18 protein-coding genes and 2 pseudogenes are annotated in these 15,766 nt (G+C 62.7%); 5 read left to right on the top strand and 15 right to left on the bottom strand.

The window, feature by feature from the left end:
- Positions 1 to 136: 136 nt before the first annotated feature.
- The 4 genes from H7847_RS18850 to H7847_RS18835 all read right to left on the bottom strand — a co-directional run bounded on the left by H7847_RS18850 (position 137) and on the right by H7847_RS18835 (position 4,016).
- Entirely contained in the window at positions 137 to 1,291 is a 1,155-nt protein-coding gene (locus tag H7847_RS18850) for a hypothetical protein (RefSeq protein WP_227271030.1), read from the bottom strand.
- Between the two features lie 11 nt (positions 1,292 to 1,302).
- Positions 1,303 to 2,538, bottom strand: coding sequence for a hypothetical protein (locus H7847_RS18845; RefSeq protein WP_227271029.1), 1,236 nt, complete (start codon positions 2,536 to 2,538; stop codon positions 1,303 to 1,305).
- A gap of 98 nt (positions 2,539 to 2,636) precedes the next feature.
- Positions 2,637 to 3,269 carry an FMN-dependent NADH-azoreductase gene (locus H7847_RS18840; RefSeq protein ID WP_227271028.1) on the bottom strand — a complete coding sequence of 211 codons (633 nt, stop codon included), beginning with the start codon at positions 3,267 to 3,269 and terminating at the stop codon, positions 2,637 to 2,639.
- 3 nt (positions 3,270 to 3,272) lie between these two features.
- A complete protein-coding gene (locus H7847_RS18835) occupies positions 3,273 to 4,016 on the bottom strand; it encodes an SDR family oxidoreductase (protein ID WP_227271027.1) in 744 nt (247 codons plus the stop codon).
- Positions 4,017 to 4,094: 78 nt separating this feature from the next.
- On the opposite strand from H7847_RS18835, the gene H7847_RS18830 reads away from it, so the two are divergent.
- Genes H7847_RS18830 through H7847_RS18820 form a run of 3 tightly spaced genes read left to right on the top strand, consistent with a single transcriptional unit; the run spans position 4,095 to position 6,335 of the window.
- Positions 4,095 to 4,712: a TetR/AcrR family transcriptional regulator gene (locus tag H7847_RS18830; RefSeq protein WP_227271026.1), complete on the top strand. Its 618-nt coding sequence runs from the start codon at positions 4,095 to 4,097 to the stop codon at positions 4,710 to 4,712.
- On the top strand, positions 4,687 to 5,766 hold the full coding sequence (locus H7847_RS18825) for a glutathione S-transferase family protein (protein ID WP_227271025.1): 1,080 nt from the start codon (positions 4,687 to 4,689) through the stop codon (positions 5,764 to 5,766). The genes H7847_RS18830 and H7847_RS18825 overlap by 26 nt, the downstream gene beginning before the upstream one ends.
- A 20-nt stretch (positions 5,767 to 5,786) precedes the next feature.
- Positions 5,787 to 6,335: an RICIN domain-containing protein gene (locus H7847_RS18820; protein ID WP_227271024.1), complete on the top strand. Its 549-nt coding sequence runs from the start codon at positions 5,787 to 5,789 to the stop codon at positions 6,333 to 6,335.
- 118 nt (positions 6,336 to 6,453) lie between these two features.
- On the opposite strand, the pseudogene H7847_RS18815 reads toward H7847_RS18820, so the two are convergent.
- A pseudogene (locus H7847_RS18815) lies at positions 6,454 to 7,518 on the bottom strand (IS3 family transposase).
- Between the two features lie 375 nt (positions 7,519 to 7,893).
- On the opposite strand from H7847_RS18815, the gene H7847_RS26845 reads away from it, so the two are divergent.
- Entirely contained in the window at positions 7,894 to 8,028 is a 135-nt protein-coding gene (locus H7847_RS26845) for a hypothetical protein (RefSeq protein WP_264479647.1), read from the top strand.
- Positions 8,029 to 8,173: 145 nt separating this feature from the next.
- On the opposite strand, the gene H7847_RS18810 is transcribed toward H7847_RS26845, so the two are convergent.
- From H7847_RS18810 to H7847_RS18765, 10 genes and pseudogenes are all read right to left on the bottom strand, one after another.
- Positions 8,174 to 8,797, bottom strand: a complete 624-nt coding sequence (locus H7847_RS18810; protein ID WP_227271023.1) for a glutathione S-transferase family protein — start codon at positions 8,795 to 8,797, stop codon at positions 8,174 to 8,176.
- A complete protein-coding gene (locus H7847_RS18805) occupies positions 8,798 to 9,244 on the bottom strand; it encodes a GlcG/HbpS family heme-binding protein (RefSeq protein WP_227271022.1) in 447 nt (148 codons plus the stop codon).
- Between the two features lie 11 nt (positions 9,245 to 9,255).
- Positions 9,256 to 9,987 carry an SDR family oxidoreductase gene (locus H7847_RS18800; protein ID WP_227271021.1) on the bottom strand — a complete coding sequence of 244 codons (732 nt, stop codon included), beginning with the start codon at positions 9,985 to 9,987 and terminating at the stop codon, positions 9,256 to 9,258.
- Positions 9,988 to 10,218: 231 nt separating this feature from the next.
- Positions 10,219 to 10,822 (bottom strand): annotated as a pseudogene (locus H7847_RS18795) (IS3 family transposase); the annotation flags it as partial.
- A 78-nt stretch (positions 10,823 to 10,900) separates the two neighbouring features.
- On the bottom strand, positions 10,901 to 11,158 hold the full coding sequence (locus H7847_RS18790; protein WP_227271019.1) for a hypothetical protein: 258 nt from the start codon (positions 11,156 to 11,158) through the stop codon (positions 10,901 to 10,903).
- A 404-nt stretch (positions 11,159 to 11,562) separates the two neighbouring features.
- Complete coding sequence (locus H7847_RS18785; RefSeq protein WP_227271017.1) at positions 11,563 to 12,132, bottom strand: plasmid pRiA4b ORF-3 family protein; 570 nt, start codon at positions 12,130 to 12,132, stop codon at positions 11,563 to 11,565.
- Positions 12,129 to 13,643: an IS66 family transposase gene (tnpC, locus tag H7847_RS18780; RefSeq protein WP_227271016.1), complete on the bottom strand. Its 1,515-nt coding sequence runs from the start codon at positions 13,641 to 13,643 to the stop codon at positions 12,129 to 12,131. Before tnpC ends, H7847_RS18785 begins: the two co-directional genes overlap by 4 nt.
- A gap of 59 nt (positions 13,644 to 13,702) precedes the next feature.
- Positions 13,703 to 14,050, bottom strand: a complete 348-nt coding sequence (tnpB, locus tag H7847_RS18775; RefSeq protein ID WP_227271015.1) for an IS66 family insertion sequence element accessory protein TnpB — start codon at positions 14,048 to 14,050, stop codon at positions 13,703 to 13,705.
- Positions 14,047 to 14,469 carry an IS66-like element accessory protein TnpA gene (gene tnpA, locus H7847_RS18770; protein WP_227271014.1) on the bottom strand — a complete coding sequence of 141 codons (423 nt, stop codon included), beginning with the start codon at positions 14,467 to 14,469 and terminating at the stop codon, positions 14,047 to 14,049. Before tnpA ends, tnpB begins: the two co-directional genes overlap by 4 nt.
- Positions 14,470 to 14,634: 165 nt before the next feature.
- Positions 14,635 to 15,294 (bottom strand): TetR/AcrR family transcriptional regulator, encoded by a 660-nt coding sequence (locus H7847_RS18765; RefSeq protein WP_227271013.1) that lies wholly within the window; start codon positions 15,292 to 15,294, stop codon positions 14,635 to 14,637.
- A 108-nt stretch (positions 15,295 to 15,402) separates the two neighbouring features.
- Between H7847_RS18765 and H7847_RS18760 the strand changes: the two genes are divergently transcribed.
- Positions 15,403 to 15,729 (top strand): hypothetical protein, encoded by a 327-nt coding sequence (locus H7847_RS18760; RefSeq protein WP_227271012.1) that lies wholly within the window; start codon positions 15,403 to 15,405, stop codon positions 15,727 to 15,729.
- Positions 15,730 to 15,766 lie beyond the last annotated feature (37 nt).

Here is a 15,766-nt window from a genome sequence, read left to right as displayed (position 1 = left end):
ACGCTATGCTTGTCGGTTCGAATCTCACGTGCCCGACCGCCTGTGGGGTGGTCGGCTGCGGATAGCCCTAGCGCGCTTAAGGCGCGGCGCTATAGAAGATGGCTTGAGAAACACCCGGCAGCTTAACAGAGAGATATCAGGGCGATGGCGACAGGTTAAGCTCCAGCGCAATGTTCTCTTCACACCTCGATCCTGTTTCTGCCTCGACGTCGAACGCAAAGCAAAGCGTATTGCCGGCAGCATCTTCGGTCCGCGCCGAAACGTGAAGTGCAACAGGATCGCTGGGCCAAGCGTCGACTGGACTGAACATCCACGTCTGGTCGATCATTTCAGCATGGCCCTCAACTCGACTTCCTTCGGAGCCGACAACTGCCAAGTAACGAAGCACATTGGGCCGATCCACCACGCGGTCGAAGCTGACCCGTACGGGCTCGCGTGTCTCGATCGCAGGCGTTTCGATTCGCCAGTTCGCTGGATCGACGGCCCGTCTTTCCGCTGAAGCTGCAAGAAAGGTATGCGAATAGTCGACGGTGAGAGGGCGACCTTGCGCGTCTCGCATGGCACGGTCGACCACCAGCTTGTACGTTTCTCCGACGTCGAGTGGAGCGCCAAGCGCGGTGTTCGGCCCGACACCTCTTTTAATACGGCCGGGATCAAGCATAAGGGTGACACGGGTCTGGTCTGGTGACCAAAGCTCGACGCCGAGATTGAGAAACACATCGGTGAGCACTTCGCCGTCGGCTGTTTCGAGATGCACATGCTCGGCAACCGAACCGCGAGCCATGGGCTGATCGAACTTGAGGTAGAACCGTAGGATATTGGCTGGAACGATTTCGGCATCAGGCCAAACAGCCATCACGCGTGGCGCTGGCCCGAGACTGAACGTTCGTTCGACGGAAATCACCCTTTGTGCACTGTCGCCATAAGCAAGCACCAAATCATGAGCCGCGCTTTCGAGGAGGGGAAACTGCGGAACAACCGTCAAATCGTCCAGCTCGGCTAAGGGCGATGCCGGACGGCACCCGTCCTGATCGCGATCAATTGCGACGCCGAGCCCGGAGGGACGACCTGCCGGCCTGATATCCGCGACCGCTGTGCCGTCACAAAGCGCGATCTGTAAATCCCTGTCCGCGCCCTGAAGACGGATCGTGGTCCCGTCTTCGCTAGCGATCGCGGTGAGAGGTACCGTGGGGCTCGTGGGTCCCTGCGCGGACACCGCCCCCGCCGCAAGCGCAAAGCCTGCGACGAGGAACAGTGAGCGACACAACCCGTTCAGATTGGTCTGCGTCATCGTTAGATACCTCAGCCGTCCGTTAGCGAAAGCGATGGGAACTGACGGTAGCCAAAGGGATCGGCAGAACCCGGCCAGTTCATCTCCACCATGTGGTCGGCCCGGTCAAAGAAGAACGGAGACAACACACTGTGCAGCTGAAGCCGCGTTGGATCAGTTGGGTCGGGACGCACGGCCGCCGCCCAGGCGTCGTCGATCATCGCCAAATGCCGTATATCCGACGCCGGAACAGGGAAGCCGGTCAGCCCGGCAGGCCCGAAATTGTTCGGAACTTCGACCGGCATCGGGTCCGCACTGCCGATTGCCTCCAACGGGATTGCATTGGCGGAACGGTGCGTGTGGGTCACGAGCACGGTTTCCGCCCCGTCCATCGGGTTGGTGTAATGCACGAGGTCGACCGGCGTATTGCCGTAGCCCAACTCGCCGATCATCTCTCCGCGGACGAGGGCTCCATCTTCGAGGTCGGCCAGTGGGATGCGCACGAGCGGGGTGCAGGCATAAACGGCGATTAGCGTCGGCTCCCCGTTCACCTCGGCGATCTCTTGCGCGATGATCGGCGCGCGAGTCTCCCATTGGGCGTGCACCGCGTGCCAGATCTCGATCTGTGTTTCGGAGCCATTCCCGGTGAACGGATAGCCGACACGGCGCAGGGTCGAGTTGAAATCCTCTCCGGAGACGCCGGCTACGAAGATTTCACCATCGTGCCAATCGACATCCGTCACGGCGTAGGCCGCTGCCGGCTGCCCGAACTCGAGGTTCGTCTCTCCGGGAGGTGTGAGGTTATGCGCGCTCGATGCAAGGGCTTCTGTTTCCAGAAGGCTGACGGTCCCGCGATCAACTTTCACCAGAAAGGGTAGTGCATCGGGGCCGAGTCCGCGATGGACAGACAGGACGATCTGACGTGTGCCGGGATGGACGGCCATATCGTTGATGCTGATCTGATCCGCCGGTGCGCCGACGAGGTCGCCGATCGCTGCGGCCAGGTCATCGACCATCGTGCGGCCCTCGAATGTCTCTACGCGCCCGAGTTGATAATCCACTTGGTCATCGAGTGTCCCGTCGGCGAGTTCGAACGCGACGACCCGGGCACCGAGGCTATCGCCGACAAAGAGGATGCCTTGGCCGTCGCCGGGTGCGAATTCAAGTGGGCCTGCGGATTGCAAGGTGATGTCCTGCGCCATCGCTGGCGCGGCGAGGGCCGTCGTCAGCAAGAGCGCTGCGAGGGATCGGTTGAGTCTTTGGGGCATTCTCATATCCTTTCATGAGAAGTTTGTGGCGCGCCTGGACGTGCCGGTTGGGTCGCCGCAGGGGCGGCAACATCTTGTGATCCAGTCGAGCCAGCGCGTCAGCTTTGCGCGGCGATAACTTCGCGCTGCTCGAAGGCGGAAACGAGTTTCGGCACGAGCGCATCGATGCTTTGTTCGGCGGATACCATTCGCTCAGGGTCGGCCAAGATCCGGTCGGCAGCGATGAAGTCGACATCGGTGATGCCGATGAATCCAAGGATGTGGCGGACATAGCCCGAGGCGAAATCGATCTCGGAGCCATAGGCCGTCCCGCCCGAGACAAAGAGGACTACCGCCCGTTTACCCGTCAGCAGACCGATCGGCCCGTTTTCGGTGTAGCGGAAGGTTTCGCGAGCCCGGCAGATGAGGTCGATCCAGGCCTTGAAGCTTGCTGGCACAGTGAAATTGTAGATTGGCAGCGCGATGAGTAAGAGATCGGCTACCCGCAATTCGTCGATCAAGGTATCTGACAGCGAGAGTGTTTGGCGCTGCGCGTCCGTGCGGTCCTCACCCGGCAGCCCCCGCGCCTCGATCCAATCGGTGTCGATGATCGGAACATGGTTTGCGAGGTCTCGCCGCCTCAACTCAACCCCAGTCTGCGTTTGGAGGACGTCGACCGTCCGATCCGCCAGCGCGCGGCTAACGGATCCGGACGTGCGAGCGCTTGCGTCAATTCTCAGGACACGGATCATCGCTTAGACCTCGGTCCAACCGCCGTCGGCAACGAGTTCGTGTCCCAGAACGAAAGATGCCTGGTCGGAGGCGAGGAAGACAACGACGTTGGCGATCTCTTCGGGCTTGCCGAAGCGCTTCATCGGAATCTTGCCGCTGATATCCTGAGCAAAGCCCTCGAGCGTCTCCTGTGGGAGCCCGAGTTTGCTGTAGATCGGCGTTTCGATTGGACCGGGGCTGACCGCGTTCACGCGGATGCCGTGTTCTATCCATTCGGCGGCCATGACGCGGGTGAAGGAGCGCACTGCAGCCTTGGAGGCGGCGTAGGCTGCCGAGCCCGCCATGCCCATCTGGTTGTTGACCGAAGTATTCAAGATTACTGCGCCGCCCCTGTTAATCAATGGCAAAAGCTTCTGCGCGGTGAAGAAGAGCCCCTTCGCGTTGATATCCATCATCGCGTCGTAGGTCGCTTCGTCGGTCTGATCGACGGGAGCGAGTTTCGTGGCCCCGGCATTTAGGAACAGGACATCAATGCGGCCGAAGTCTCTTTCGACCGCCGCTGGCAGCTTGGCGATGCTGTCCATATCGCCGGAATCAAGATGGACCGTTGGGACGCCGGCGCTCTCGCCGGCCTCGGCGAGCCGTTCCTCGTTCTGGCCGCTGATCATGACCTCGGCCCCCGCCGCCTTGAAGGCGAGGACGGAGGCCATGCCGATGCCGGTCGTGCCGCCGGTGATGAGGACTTTCTTTCCATTCAAATCGTGCATGTTCGCTTCTCCTCTTGATATCTGTACTGTTCGGTAGATATATAGAGGTAGAGCCGCGATGCAAGGATTATGTACTGAATGGTAGAAAAAAAATCTGAACCGAGAAAGCGCGGGCGGCCGCGGAGCTTCGACACCAATGCCGCGCTCGATGCGGCTGTGGGTGTGTTCTGGCGCGAAGGCTATGACGGTGCGGACACGGCGTCGCTGGCGGCGGCGATGGGCCTGACGAAACCGAGCGTCTACGCTGCCTTCGGCGACAAGCGCTCGCTTTTCATGCACGCCCTGCAGCGTTACGGTGCGACGACAGGCGCCGAAGCCATCCAGGCCTTCGTTGCCGCTGAGGATGCGACGAGCGCGATCGCCGCGTTCTTTGCGGCGCTGGTCACGACCCAGTCGGGAAAGCGGGGGGGGCAAGGCTGCCTCTTGGCCTGTGTCGCGGCGCAATGCGCCGAGACGATGCCGGAGGTCAAGACCTTGCTCGCCGACAGTCTCGTGGCTGGGCAAGCGCATATCGCCGATCGCCTTGAACAGGCGGTTCGAACGGGTGAGCTGCCGGACGACTATCCCGTCCACCGCCGCGCCCGGCTCATGATCGATCTGATGCAGGCCTCGGCCATCCGGGCACGATCCGGTGCTACCGCCGACATGCTCGCCAGTCTCGCACGGGAGAATGCCGATATGGTGTTGGCGCGATGACGTTGACCGACCCGGAAACGCCGAACGTTCAGGTGTCGCCATGGGCCGGATGATCGATGGTGTCTGGGTCACGGAGACACAGATCGCGGCGGATCCGGACGGCGCGTGGCGCCGCGCGCCTTCGGTACTGCGCGATTGGGTCACGCGCGACGGCACCCGCGCTTCCGATGGCCTTCCAGGCGCGATCGCGAGCGATGTCTATCCTGCCGAGGCCGGACGCTATCACCTTTATGGCGCGATCAACTGCCCATGGGCGCATCGGACGGCCCTCGTGCGGGTGGTGATGGGACTGGAGGACGTCATCGGGCTTTCGACCTGCGCGCCGCGTCTTACGGATCAGGGGTGGGTTTTCGACGCTGTAAGCGGCTTCACCGATCACCTTTGTGGGAGCGCAGCACTTCACGAACTCTATCACCGGTCCGATCCTGGCTATTCGGGCCGGGCCACGACGCCGGTGCTCTGGGATCGGCACCGCGAAAAGATCGTCTCGAATGAAAGCGCCGATATTGTCCGGATGCTCGCGACGCAATTCGGCACATTCGCATCCCAGGACGCGCCCGATCTCTACCCGTGCGATCTGCGGGACGAGATCGACGCACTGTCGAGCGAGATCCACGACCGGCTCAACAATGGCGTTTACCGCGCCGGTTTTGCCGGCACACAGGAGGCCTATGAGGGTGCAACGCGGGATGTGTTTGCAATGCTGGATGCCCTCGAGGCGCGACTAGGGTCAGTCGCTGGCCGGGCCGGTCATGCCACAGACACGCCGGGCCCGTTCCTCCATGGATCATCGCTCACCGAAACCGATCTGAGGCTCTTCCCGACGCTCGCGCGATTCGATGTCGCCTATCATTCCGCCTTCAAGTGCAACCTGCGCAGATTGACGGATTATCCGCATCTCTGGGGTTACGCGAAGCGGCTCTATCGCCACGACGGTGTCGCGGCGACGGCCGATTTCGACATTTACCGGCGTGGTTATCACTCGCCATCCGCCAAAAGAAACCCGCTCGGGATCGTGCCCATCGGGCCGCAACTCGACTGGGCGACACCATAAATCACGAAGGGAACCTCCCCATGAAATCTCTTTCCGCTGGCGCTTGTGCTGTCCTAGGGCTGCTCTTCTCGGCCTCTCCCGGTGCCGCTGAGACCGGTCCGCAACTCAGGACCCAAAGCGATCTCGGTTTTCCGGAGGAAGGCTATTGTGTCGATGTGCTCGGCATCGGCGATACTGCCCGGGCGGATCTGCCGCTGATCGCGCATAATTGCCTGCCCGAGGCGCATGCCTCGGATCGCTTCGTCGAGGTGCTCTCGGACGGACGTCTCTATATGCCCGCCTTCGAGAGCTGCGTGACGGCCTTCGCGGTGGGCGAAGGGTTGCTGCCCGGCGCGCCGGTCGTCCTGCGCCCCTGCGGCGCCGAGGAGAGTTTCCTGCCGGCAGACCGATTTCAACGCTTCGAGCGGACTGAGGAGGGGCACATGCGTCTCGCCGATACTGAGCTCTGCCTCGCCGCCGGTCCCGACGCGGCGCCGACCTTCAACCCGACCCATCGCTGGCGCACATTGACGATGGAGACCTGCGCGACGCTCGACCCTGAATTGGGGCTGTGGCGGGCGGCAGGTTAAGCGGCCGCCCGCCTCGAGGCGCAGGGCAAACCCTTCAAGGTCATCATCACGGCCCTCGCCATACAGCTCCTCACAAGCCTCAACCAGATGATCAAATGGAGTTGGAGTTGACCCGGTTTCACGGACAGGTTTCGGGTTTGGGCGTGCCCGTCTGGGCACGGTTGGATTGATGGGCTGCTTCGAACTCGGCGGGTGACAGGTAGCCGATGGACGAGTGTCGGCGCGACGGGTTGTAGAAGCCCTCGATGAAATGGAACACGGCGATCTGCGCCTCGGCTTTCGTTGCGAAGCGATGGCGATCGATCAGCTCGCATTCGAGGGTGGCGAAGAAGCTCTCGCACATGGCGTTGTCGAGTGCATCGCCGGCAGTGCCGGTTGATGGCCGGATGCCCGCCATTCGGCAGCGATGGCCGAACACCCAGGACGTATACTGGGCGGTCTCAACCGGTTGTCGCAACGCTTGGCTGATGGAGGTTGCGATGATGAAGTGGAAGCGTGGTTCGAGCAAAGCGCTGAGGGCGCCTCTCCGGTCGCCAAGACGGCCTGGCGTAGCGAAGCGGGAGGATCGCCGGCGGAGGTCCGTTCCGGGGCGCGGACGGCCCTGCGCCTGCGGCTGACACCCGCGATCCCGGCCTCGCGCATCAGCCGGGCGACGCGCTTGCGCCCGATCTGGACGCCCTCGGCCCGCAACTCTGCATGAACGCGTGGCGCGCCGTAGGTCCCATGCGAGACAGCGTGAATGGTGCGGATGCGGCGTAGAAGGGCGGCATCGCCTCTCTGCCGATCCGACGGCTGCCGATCGCGCCAGTCGTAGAAGCCAGAGGCAGATACGCCCAACACACAGGCCATGACGCGGATCGGATGCTCGGCCTGGTTCGTCCGCATCAGTTCGTACGCCCGTTCGGGGCGGCCGCGAACCAGGCCGTAGCCTCTGCCAATATGTCCCGCTCCTGACGAAGCTGCCGGTTCTCGCGACGGAGACGCGCGAGCTCCTCACGTTCGGCCGTACTCATGACATCAGGCCGCGTGCCGTCCTTAGCGTCGGCGCGACGGACCCATCCGGCGATCGACGCGGCGCTCGGCTCGAACTCACGCGACAACTCTTCGGGCGTGCGACGGAGCGGACAAGATCGATCATCTGGCGCCGAAACTCCGGCGGATAGGCAGGGCGATAACGGGTCATCTCGAACACCTCCGGCTGAACTCTCAGGGTGTCCGTGAAACCGGGTCAACTCCATGGTCGCTGTTTGGCGGGGTATCGGTAAGTCTTCGACTGATCTCGCTGCTCATCTTATCCCCCATGAGCACCGTCGATGCCCATCTGGCTAATGCCTCATTTACATGGCTTCGCGCAACTGCCGCACGGCTGAAAGGCTGCATTTCCGTATCTGATCGCTGAACGAGGTGGCATAGAGAGAGCATTATAATACGTCGCACTAAAATACGCGATAGGTCTTTGGTCGTCGGATGGATATCCGGCAGGTTTTTGGGAACAATCTCAAGCACTACAGAACTTTAGCTGATATGAGCCAGGCGGCATTGGCCGTGAAGATGGGGCGTGGATCGCGCCCATGTGAGTTCGATGGAGCGCGGCCAACAGAACGTCACCATCATCACGCTTTGGCATGCCGCGCTGGCGCTGGATGTGCGACTGGATCTTTTGTTGAAGGAAAACGCGCCAGATGAGACCTAATCTTTAGACGGCGGCCGACGCATATGCCGGTTCCGCGGGACTTCGAGGGATTTCGCTGCGACTGCGTCGGCGACCGCTTTGCGCCACATAGTGAGCCAATCCATATCTTTCGATCTTCGGGCCGACAGCATGTTGTGACGTATTATCAAATGGGTTCCATTTCCTGGCGCTCTAGTGCGAGTCGCACGCCGTTGTCGGCCTGCATCTTGCGCACATGCGCCTTAAGCTCAGGGTAGTCTGACAGGGACAGCGGTGTCTGGACGATCCAGCGCACCAGCAAATAGAGATAGGCATCCGCGAAGCTCGGCGCGCCAAGATACCACTCGCCGCCCGCACCCTGCAACGTTTTGTTCATGATATCATAATGGTGGGCGATTTTTTCGTATGTCTTGGCCTTCAGTTCAGTCTGCGCGGCCTCGCTCATCACATAGCGTTCAACGGTGAAATGCGGCTGGTAGTCCGTGTGCACCTCAGATGTCATATAGCTCAACGCTTCGGCCTCCCGCCAGCGAAGTATGGGATCCTGTTCGAAACGATCGACTCCATGGGTGTTGCCAAGCCAAGCAAAGATCGCGGCTGCTTCGGTCAGAACCTGCCCATCATCGAATTGCAAAGCGGGAACTTTTCCAGCCGGATTGATTTCAAGGAATGCGGGCTCGCGGTGTTCCCCGAAGACCATGTTTTCAATATCGACAGGAACGTTTAGCCAAGCGAAGCCGATATTTGGGGCCAGGGCGCACGCCCCGGGCATAGTATAGAGTTTCAGCATCTAAGCACCCTTCGCTTGTTGATAAGTTTCGCCGAAAAAGGCATTCAATGCGGCCTCCGCGATCATGCGGTCTTCATCACCAACTCCACCCGCGACGCCAATGGCACCGATGACAACGCCGTTGCGCTCGACCGGAAATCCACCTGAGAAAATCATGACACGACCACTGTTGGAATACTGAATGCCGTAAGCCTCCTGCCCCGGCTGTGCAAAGTTACCGAGCGCCTCGGTGCTCATGTCGAATGCGCGCGCGGAGAACGCCTTGTTGATCGCGAGATCGGTCGTACCGAACCATGCACCGTCCATGCGGAGATGGGCGATGAGATGCCCGCCTGCATCGACGACCGCGATGTTGACGGGCCGCCCGAGTTCGCCCGCCTTCGCCTCTCCTGCTGCCAGCAGAGCCTTCGCGTCATTCAAGCACAGGGTCTGGATTTGTTTCGGCATATCTCACCCGCTCACCAAGGCACTGGCCCGTCGATATCGACAAAGGCACCGGATGGAGGATTGTCCATCGTCGCGACCTGAACCGTAATCATCACGCCTTCCTCGACGGACTTAAACGCGTTTTTGGTGCCGATGTCAGTGCGCACCCAGCCAGGACATATTGAAGTGACAGAAATGCCTTTGGACTTTAATGCTTTGGCATACGCAACCGTCAGTCCGTTCACAGCGGATTTCGAGGAATTGTAGGCGGGCACATTCATCTCGTAATATGGGCTCTCCGGGTCCGACAGCGCGGCAAGGGAACCCATAGTGGATGCAATGTTGACGATGCGCGGCCCGTCGCCATCTGCCAGCAACGGCGTGAACGCCTGAATCATGCGGAAGGTGCCGAACACATTAGTTTCGTAGGTCGCACGAATCTGTTCGATGCCTAGAGTCTCGGGTGTGATGCCGGTGTCGAACTCCAGGCTCACCCCTGCATTGTTGATCAAAACATCGAGCTTGCCATGACGTTCGTGCACGGCCCGCGCTGCTGTCCGTACTGACACTTCATTGGTTGTGTCGATCGTTAGGGGTTCCGCTGAAACGCCATCGCTCTTGAGTCGCGCGACCGCCGCTTCGGATTGTTCCGAGTCGCGTGCGCTCGGGATCACGTGCAAGCCCTTTTTCCCGAGCTGACGCGCCGCTTCGAGCCCCATCCCCTTGTGGGCACCAGTAATCAAACAAACCCTTTTGTCGGCCATATTGGGTCTCCGTCCTTTGAGATATCTCCGTTGGTCTCGTTTCGCAGCCAGGTTCAGGCGTCCAGGGAACGCGCCAATTGAACGGTGTCTGCTGTTTGTTGAAGGCGCGCGATCTTGCCATCACGCATTGTCCAGAAATGTGCAAAACGCGCTTTGAAGGGCTTGCCAGTTTTTACCGCGACTCCCTGATAGTGAACCGCCCCTGGTTTTCCGGAGGCTGTTTGGTTTGAGTTACGCGGCTTGCCGCTGCATGTCGATCTGCTCGTAGTAGGTGGCTTCTGCTTCGGCTGGCGGAACGTGCCCGATCGGTTCGAGCAGGCGGCGATGGTTGAACCAGTCCACCCATTCGAGGGTCGCGAACTCCACGGCCTCGAGCGAGCGCCAGGGTCCAGGCGGGCGGATGACCTCGGTCTTGAAGAGGCCGATAACGGTCTCGGCCAGCGCGTTGTCGTATGAATCCCCGACCGGTCCGACCGACGGCTCGATCCCTTCCTCGGCCAGACGCTCGGTGTAGCGGATCGCCTTGCGAGCCGCGGTTCGAATGGGCGACGAGGTCTGCATTCTTCGCGGGCTTTCGGTCGTGGATGGCCTGCTCTAGGGCGTCGAGGACGAAGCCAGCGGTCGCGGTGCCGCTCACCCGCCAGCCGACGATGCGCCTGGCGTAGGTGTCGATGACGAATGCGACGTGGACGAAGCCCCGCCAGGTCGCGACGTAGGTGAAGTCGCTCACCCAGAGCCGGTTCGGCGCCGGGGCCTGGAACTGGCGGTGCACCTTGTCGCGCGGGCACGGCCGCGCCGGGTCGGGAACGGTCGTCCTGATCCGCTTCCCGCGAACGAAAGTCGCGCCTGCCAGCCGACAAGCATCAGGGGTCTTCATTCGGGGTAGCTCGGCGCACCGCCCCCCTGTCGAAGCTCATTGATCGGCAATGGTCCTGATCCGGGCGCGCTTCTGCCCCCCGGAGTCCTCGCTGTCGAGCACGCTCTCGATCTGCGCGAGTTGACCAAGGGTAAGCGACCTGGGATCGACATCAATGTCGTAAAGCCGAAACGCGCTCCGCGCATGGAGTTGAAGCTGCGTCAGGTGGTGATCAACGCGCTCCGCGTGAGCTGTGTCGCCAAAAGCGGGCATCGATACCGTAAGGCAGAGAGCAGCGAGAAGGGAGATACGCATGGACGATTCCTCGATGAGCATTGCAACCAGTGTCTTAGGTATATCACGGGAGTGAACCCAAGACCTTGGATCATCCGCTGGTTTTCTGGGACGTTGCTCTGGTCTTGAGCGCATGTCGCGGTGGCCCATCGCCATGCCAGCGTGGCTTTCCCAATCGCTTCGCGGCTCTCTTGCAATGCGTGGGCGAAACGCAGGGTCGCGACGCTAGTTTAGTCACCGTCACCGACTTGGTCTGCGGTGGTCCTGATCGGTTGGACATCGACCAGATTTGCGACCCGGCTGACCAGCTTGAGCTGATCCTCCTTCGGTTTGGCGATCTTCCCCGTCCACCAACGTGGGGGAAGAGCACATCGTGATTTGATTGGGCGAAGGACACCCAATGCGTAAGCGTCTGCCCGCGCCGTCTATCGGGCGCGTGGCTTCCACTTCTTCGCAAGTTTGAGGACGTCGAGGCGCAGTTCGTCAGCGGGTGGGACATTGGGGTCGAAGGGTCCGCCGTGCCATTCTAGGGTCTCGGCGTGCTGCGGGTTTTTGGGATCGGCGAGGATGTCGATGTAGCGCTCGTAGCCCGGGATGCCGCCGACGTCTTCGGGTGGGCAGCGGCCCTCGACGTCGGTGAGGCGGGGATAGAGGTGACGGGGGTCTGGTGGGGTCCGATCCTCGACCGTGATGCGGTGCTGCCAGCTGTCGCCGAAGTCGTAGAGGTAGCCGATGGCGCCGCCGCCTGCGGCCTCTACGGCCTCAGCGAGCGTAGCCTTGGCCGCGGGACGGATGTCGTCGCCGTAGTCGGGGTCCGGCAGGCCCCAGCGGGTGTCGCCAGCCTGGAACTCCCAGAGGTGATAGTTCTGCCAGGGCATGGCGGCCTGGAGCACCAGATGCAGCCGGTCGAGCCGCATGGCCCCGGGCACCTCGATGCGGCGCAGGACGGTGGGCTCGATGTCCTCGAGCGTGGCGCACGGCCGCAAGACGCTCATGCTTTCCACCGCCAGGGCAGCAGATCGTCCAGCCGCGTGATCTTGTGGTCGGGCAGGCGCGCGAGGGTGTCGGCGAGCCAGGCCTGCGGATCGACGCCGTTCAGCTTGGCAGTCTCGATCAGCGTGTAAGCTACCGCGGCGGCGCGGCCGCCGGCGGGAGAGCCTACGAAGAGATGGTTCTTCCTGCCCAGGGCCACGCAGCGCATGGCGCGCTCGGCCACGTTGTTGTCCGCGCTCAGGGTGCCGTGCGCTAGATACGGCCGCAGCCGCTTCAGGCGCCCGGACGCGTAGCGGATGGCCATCGCGAGGGGCGTCTTGCCGGAGATGGTCGAGAGTTGCTCGGGCAGCCAGCGCTCGAACTCGTCGAAGACCGGCGCGGCCTTCTCCTGGCGGATGTGGATGCGCTCGTCGGGCGGCGAGCCGCGGATCGCCGTCTCGACGGCGTAGAGCTGCCCGATCCTGCGGATGGCCTCCTCGGCGATTGCGGAGCCCTGCGCCCGGTGCACGTCCACAAACTTGCGCCGCACATGTGCGAGGCAGGCCACGTCGCGGATCGAGCCACCGCGGTAGAGCTCCTCGAAGCCCGCGTAGCCGTCGGCATGCATCCAGCCTGCGAGGTGCTTCGCTGGGTGGATGCCCTTGCGGTCGGGAGAGAAGCGGTAGAGCGCCGCGGCCGCCGCCGCTCCGGTCCAGTCGCGCTCGTCGCGCACGTAGGTCCACAGCCGGGCCGTCTTCGTCTTGCCGGTGCCGGGGGCCAGCATCCACACGGGCGTATCGTCGGCGTGGATGGCGCCGCCCTCGAGGACGTGACGCCCGATCGCCTCGGCGAGCGGCTCCAGCAGCGCGGTCGAGCGTCCCACCCACTCGGCCATGGTGGCCCGGCTCAGGTCGATCCCCTCGCGGGCATAGATCTGGGACTGGCGATAAAGCGGAGCGTGGTCGCCGTACTTGCTCACCAGCACATGCGCCAGCAGACCCGGCCCCGGCCGGCCGCGTTCGATGGGCCGCGATGGCAACGGTGCCTGGGTGAAGCCGTCGCAGCCCGAGCAGGCGAAGCGCGGTCGGGTGATGCGGTTCACGACGAAGCGCCTAGGGACGTACTCGAGCTCCTCGGTGACGTCCTGGCCGATCTTCCTGAGCGCTCCGCCGCACGCGCCGCAGCTGTCGCTGGACGGGGCGATCTCCACCTCGTTACGCGGCACGTGATCGGGAATGGGTCGACGCACCGGCTTGGCCTTGACTTCCGCCTCCTCGGCGGATGCGCCGGCCTCCTCCGGCAGGCCCATCTGTGCCGTCATGGCCGCGGCGGCCAGCTCGGATGTCTCCAGCGCCAGTTGCAACTGCGCGGACGCCTCCGATGAGGTCCCGTAGCGCCACGCCTGATGGCCCGCCACCTGATGGCGGAGCTTCTCGATCAGCATCGCCTGTGCCTTCACCTCGGCGACCAGCTGGACCGCGAAGCTGCGCAGGTCGTCCGAGTCGTCGGGGATCGTGAGGGCCTCATCGAGCATGTCGGAAGCTTACCGGCGCTCCCACCACCAGGGAATCCCTTACGACGCCAAACGCCTGCCTATCCTGCCTTCAACGGTTGCCAGGTCCGCTGCGGGGTGCGCCAGTCGATGCCCTCCAGCAGCATCGCCAGCTGCGCGGGCGTCAGCGCCACCTTGCCATCCTTCGCGGACGGCCACGCGAAGCGGCCCTTCTCGAGCCGCTTCGAGAACAGGCACGATCCCTGACCGTCGAACCAGATCATCTTGATCAGATCCCCCCGGCGGCCGCGGAACACGAAGAGATGCCCGGAATAGGGGTCCTCCTTGAGCACCTCCTGCGCCTGCGCGGCCAGCGTCGCGAAGCCCCGCCGCATGTCTGTCACGCCCGCCGCCAGCCAGACCCGCGTCCCCGTCGGCATCGGGATCACGAAGCCGACCCCGTCAGGCCCCGCAGCAGCCGCGCCAACGCATCGGGATCGTAGGCGCCCTCGATCCGAAGGCGGTGCCCACCCGCCAGCACGATCTCTATCGTGCCGGCCGTGGCACGTGCCATCGACACGTCCGATGACGGCGCTGTGTCATCCTCCTCGACCAGCTCCACGGGCAGGAACGTCGCCGGCGCATCGTCCAGACCCGTCGTCGCCTCGGCAACCAGCGCCTCGATCGGAGGCTCGACCTCCTCCGGCGCGAACCGCGCGTCCCGCAGCCAAGTGAAGACCAGGTTCGCATTCACGTCGTACCGGCGCGCGACCTGGCTCACCGACAACCCCGGCAGCCGCGCCTCACGGCAGATCATCCGCTTCTCGTCGTCGCTCCAGATGCGCCGGCGGCGCGACCGCTTCGCCATCCCGACGAGCCCCTAGTGTCTAATATCCCTAGTGGACACTATCCCCACGCTACCACGCCCGGCAGAGCGGCCTCAGCAGACGCTTACGTAATACGCGCTAAAAGGGCAGGAAGAGCGCGGCAAGGCCGAGCTGCATCAAGAACGCGATGAGAATCTTGACCATCATTACGTCTCGCCCTCCGCGTCGGGGGGCATACTGGCGAGGACCATAGCAGCGCGCGCGCGCGCGCCTTGGACGAGGTCATCCCGGCTCTCCCCTGCACGGGCCCGGACCGCTTGAGCGCTCATAAGGTCGAGGAGCAGCTTTGCCCTTTCGTTCGCGGTTGGCTCCGATGAAAGCTTGCCGTTCTCCACCTCTCGCTCGAAGCGCTCGCAAACGCACGCCTCGGTCCGCCGGAACGATTGCTCGATCTTCGCCCGCACGTCGGGCATCGTTTGGGCGCTGGTTATTGCACAGCAGGCGATGAGACAGCCTGCCGGATGATCAGGGTGCGTGTTGTTGTGTGCCGATATATCCAAAAACGCGCGCACGGCCAGCCGGATATTCGGTTCAGCCTCGAACGCAGCCAGCGCATCAGCCCCGATACCGTCCTCATAAGCGTCGATCGCCGCGAGAAACAACGAACGCTTGTTATTGAATGCGCTGTAGAGCGTTGGGCGCGATACGCCCGTCGCTTCCGTTAAGAGTTCGAGCGACGCGCCTTCGTATCCGTGATCCCAGAAGACATCGACAGCCTGATCGAGCGCCGTCTGGCGTTCCAGAACACGAGGCCGACCTCGGGGGCGTTTCCGTGGGCTCGGCTGCGGAGCGGTGGTGGCGTTCATAAGCGATCAAATCACCGTAGCTGCTCGACAAGTTGGCCACACATAAGATAATACCGATCGATAGATTTCTCGCAAGAGGGACAGTTTGTTAGCACAGAAGCGCAGATCATGAAGACGATTGCTTTGATCGTGGGTGCGGGACCGGGCCTGTCGGTTTCGTTCCCCCGCGCCCCGGCGAAGCGAACGCACCACATCGTGATCGCCGCGCGCGATACTTCTGATCTGCGTGATCTCGCCAGTGAAGTTGGGGCAATTCAAACTCGCCTGCTTGAGCGTACTTGGTTCGCTCAAGCGTCTCGCGCGCAGACTGGCCAGACGCCCTTCGCTTGTGTCCACGAGCGGCGTTTGGCGGAGGCGAAGCGTTCGTCGGCGAGCGCCGGCTCACTTTCGCCGAGATCGCTTGCCGCTGCGGCTTCCACGGCCACAGCGCCATGACACGGGCTTTCGAGCGGCATTTTCGCGTGACGCCGAG

The sequence above is a fragment of the Roseobacter weihaiensis genome, from assembly GCF_020622345.1.
Lineage (GTDB): Bacteria > Pseudomonadota > Alphaproteobacteria > Rhodobacterales > Rhodobacteraceae > Roseobacter > Roseobacter weihaiensis.
Note: the sequence above shows the minus strand (reverse complement) of the source record. Positions and strands in the feature narration are given on the sequence as shown.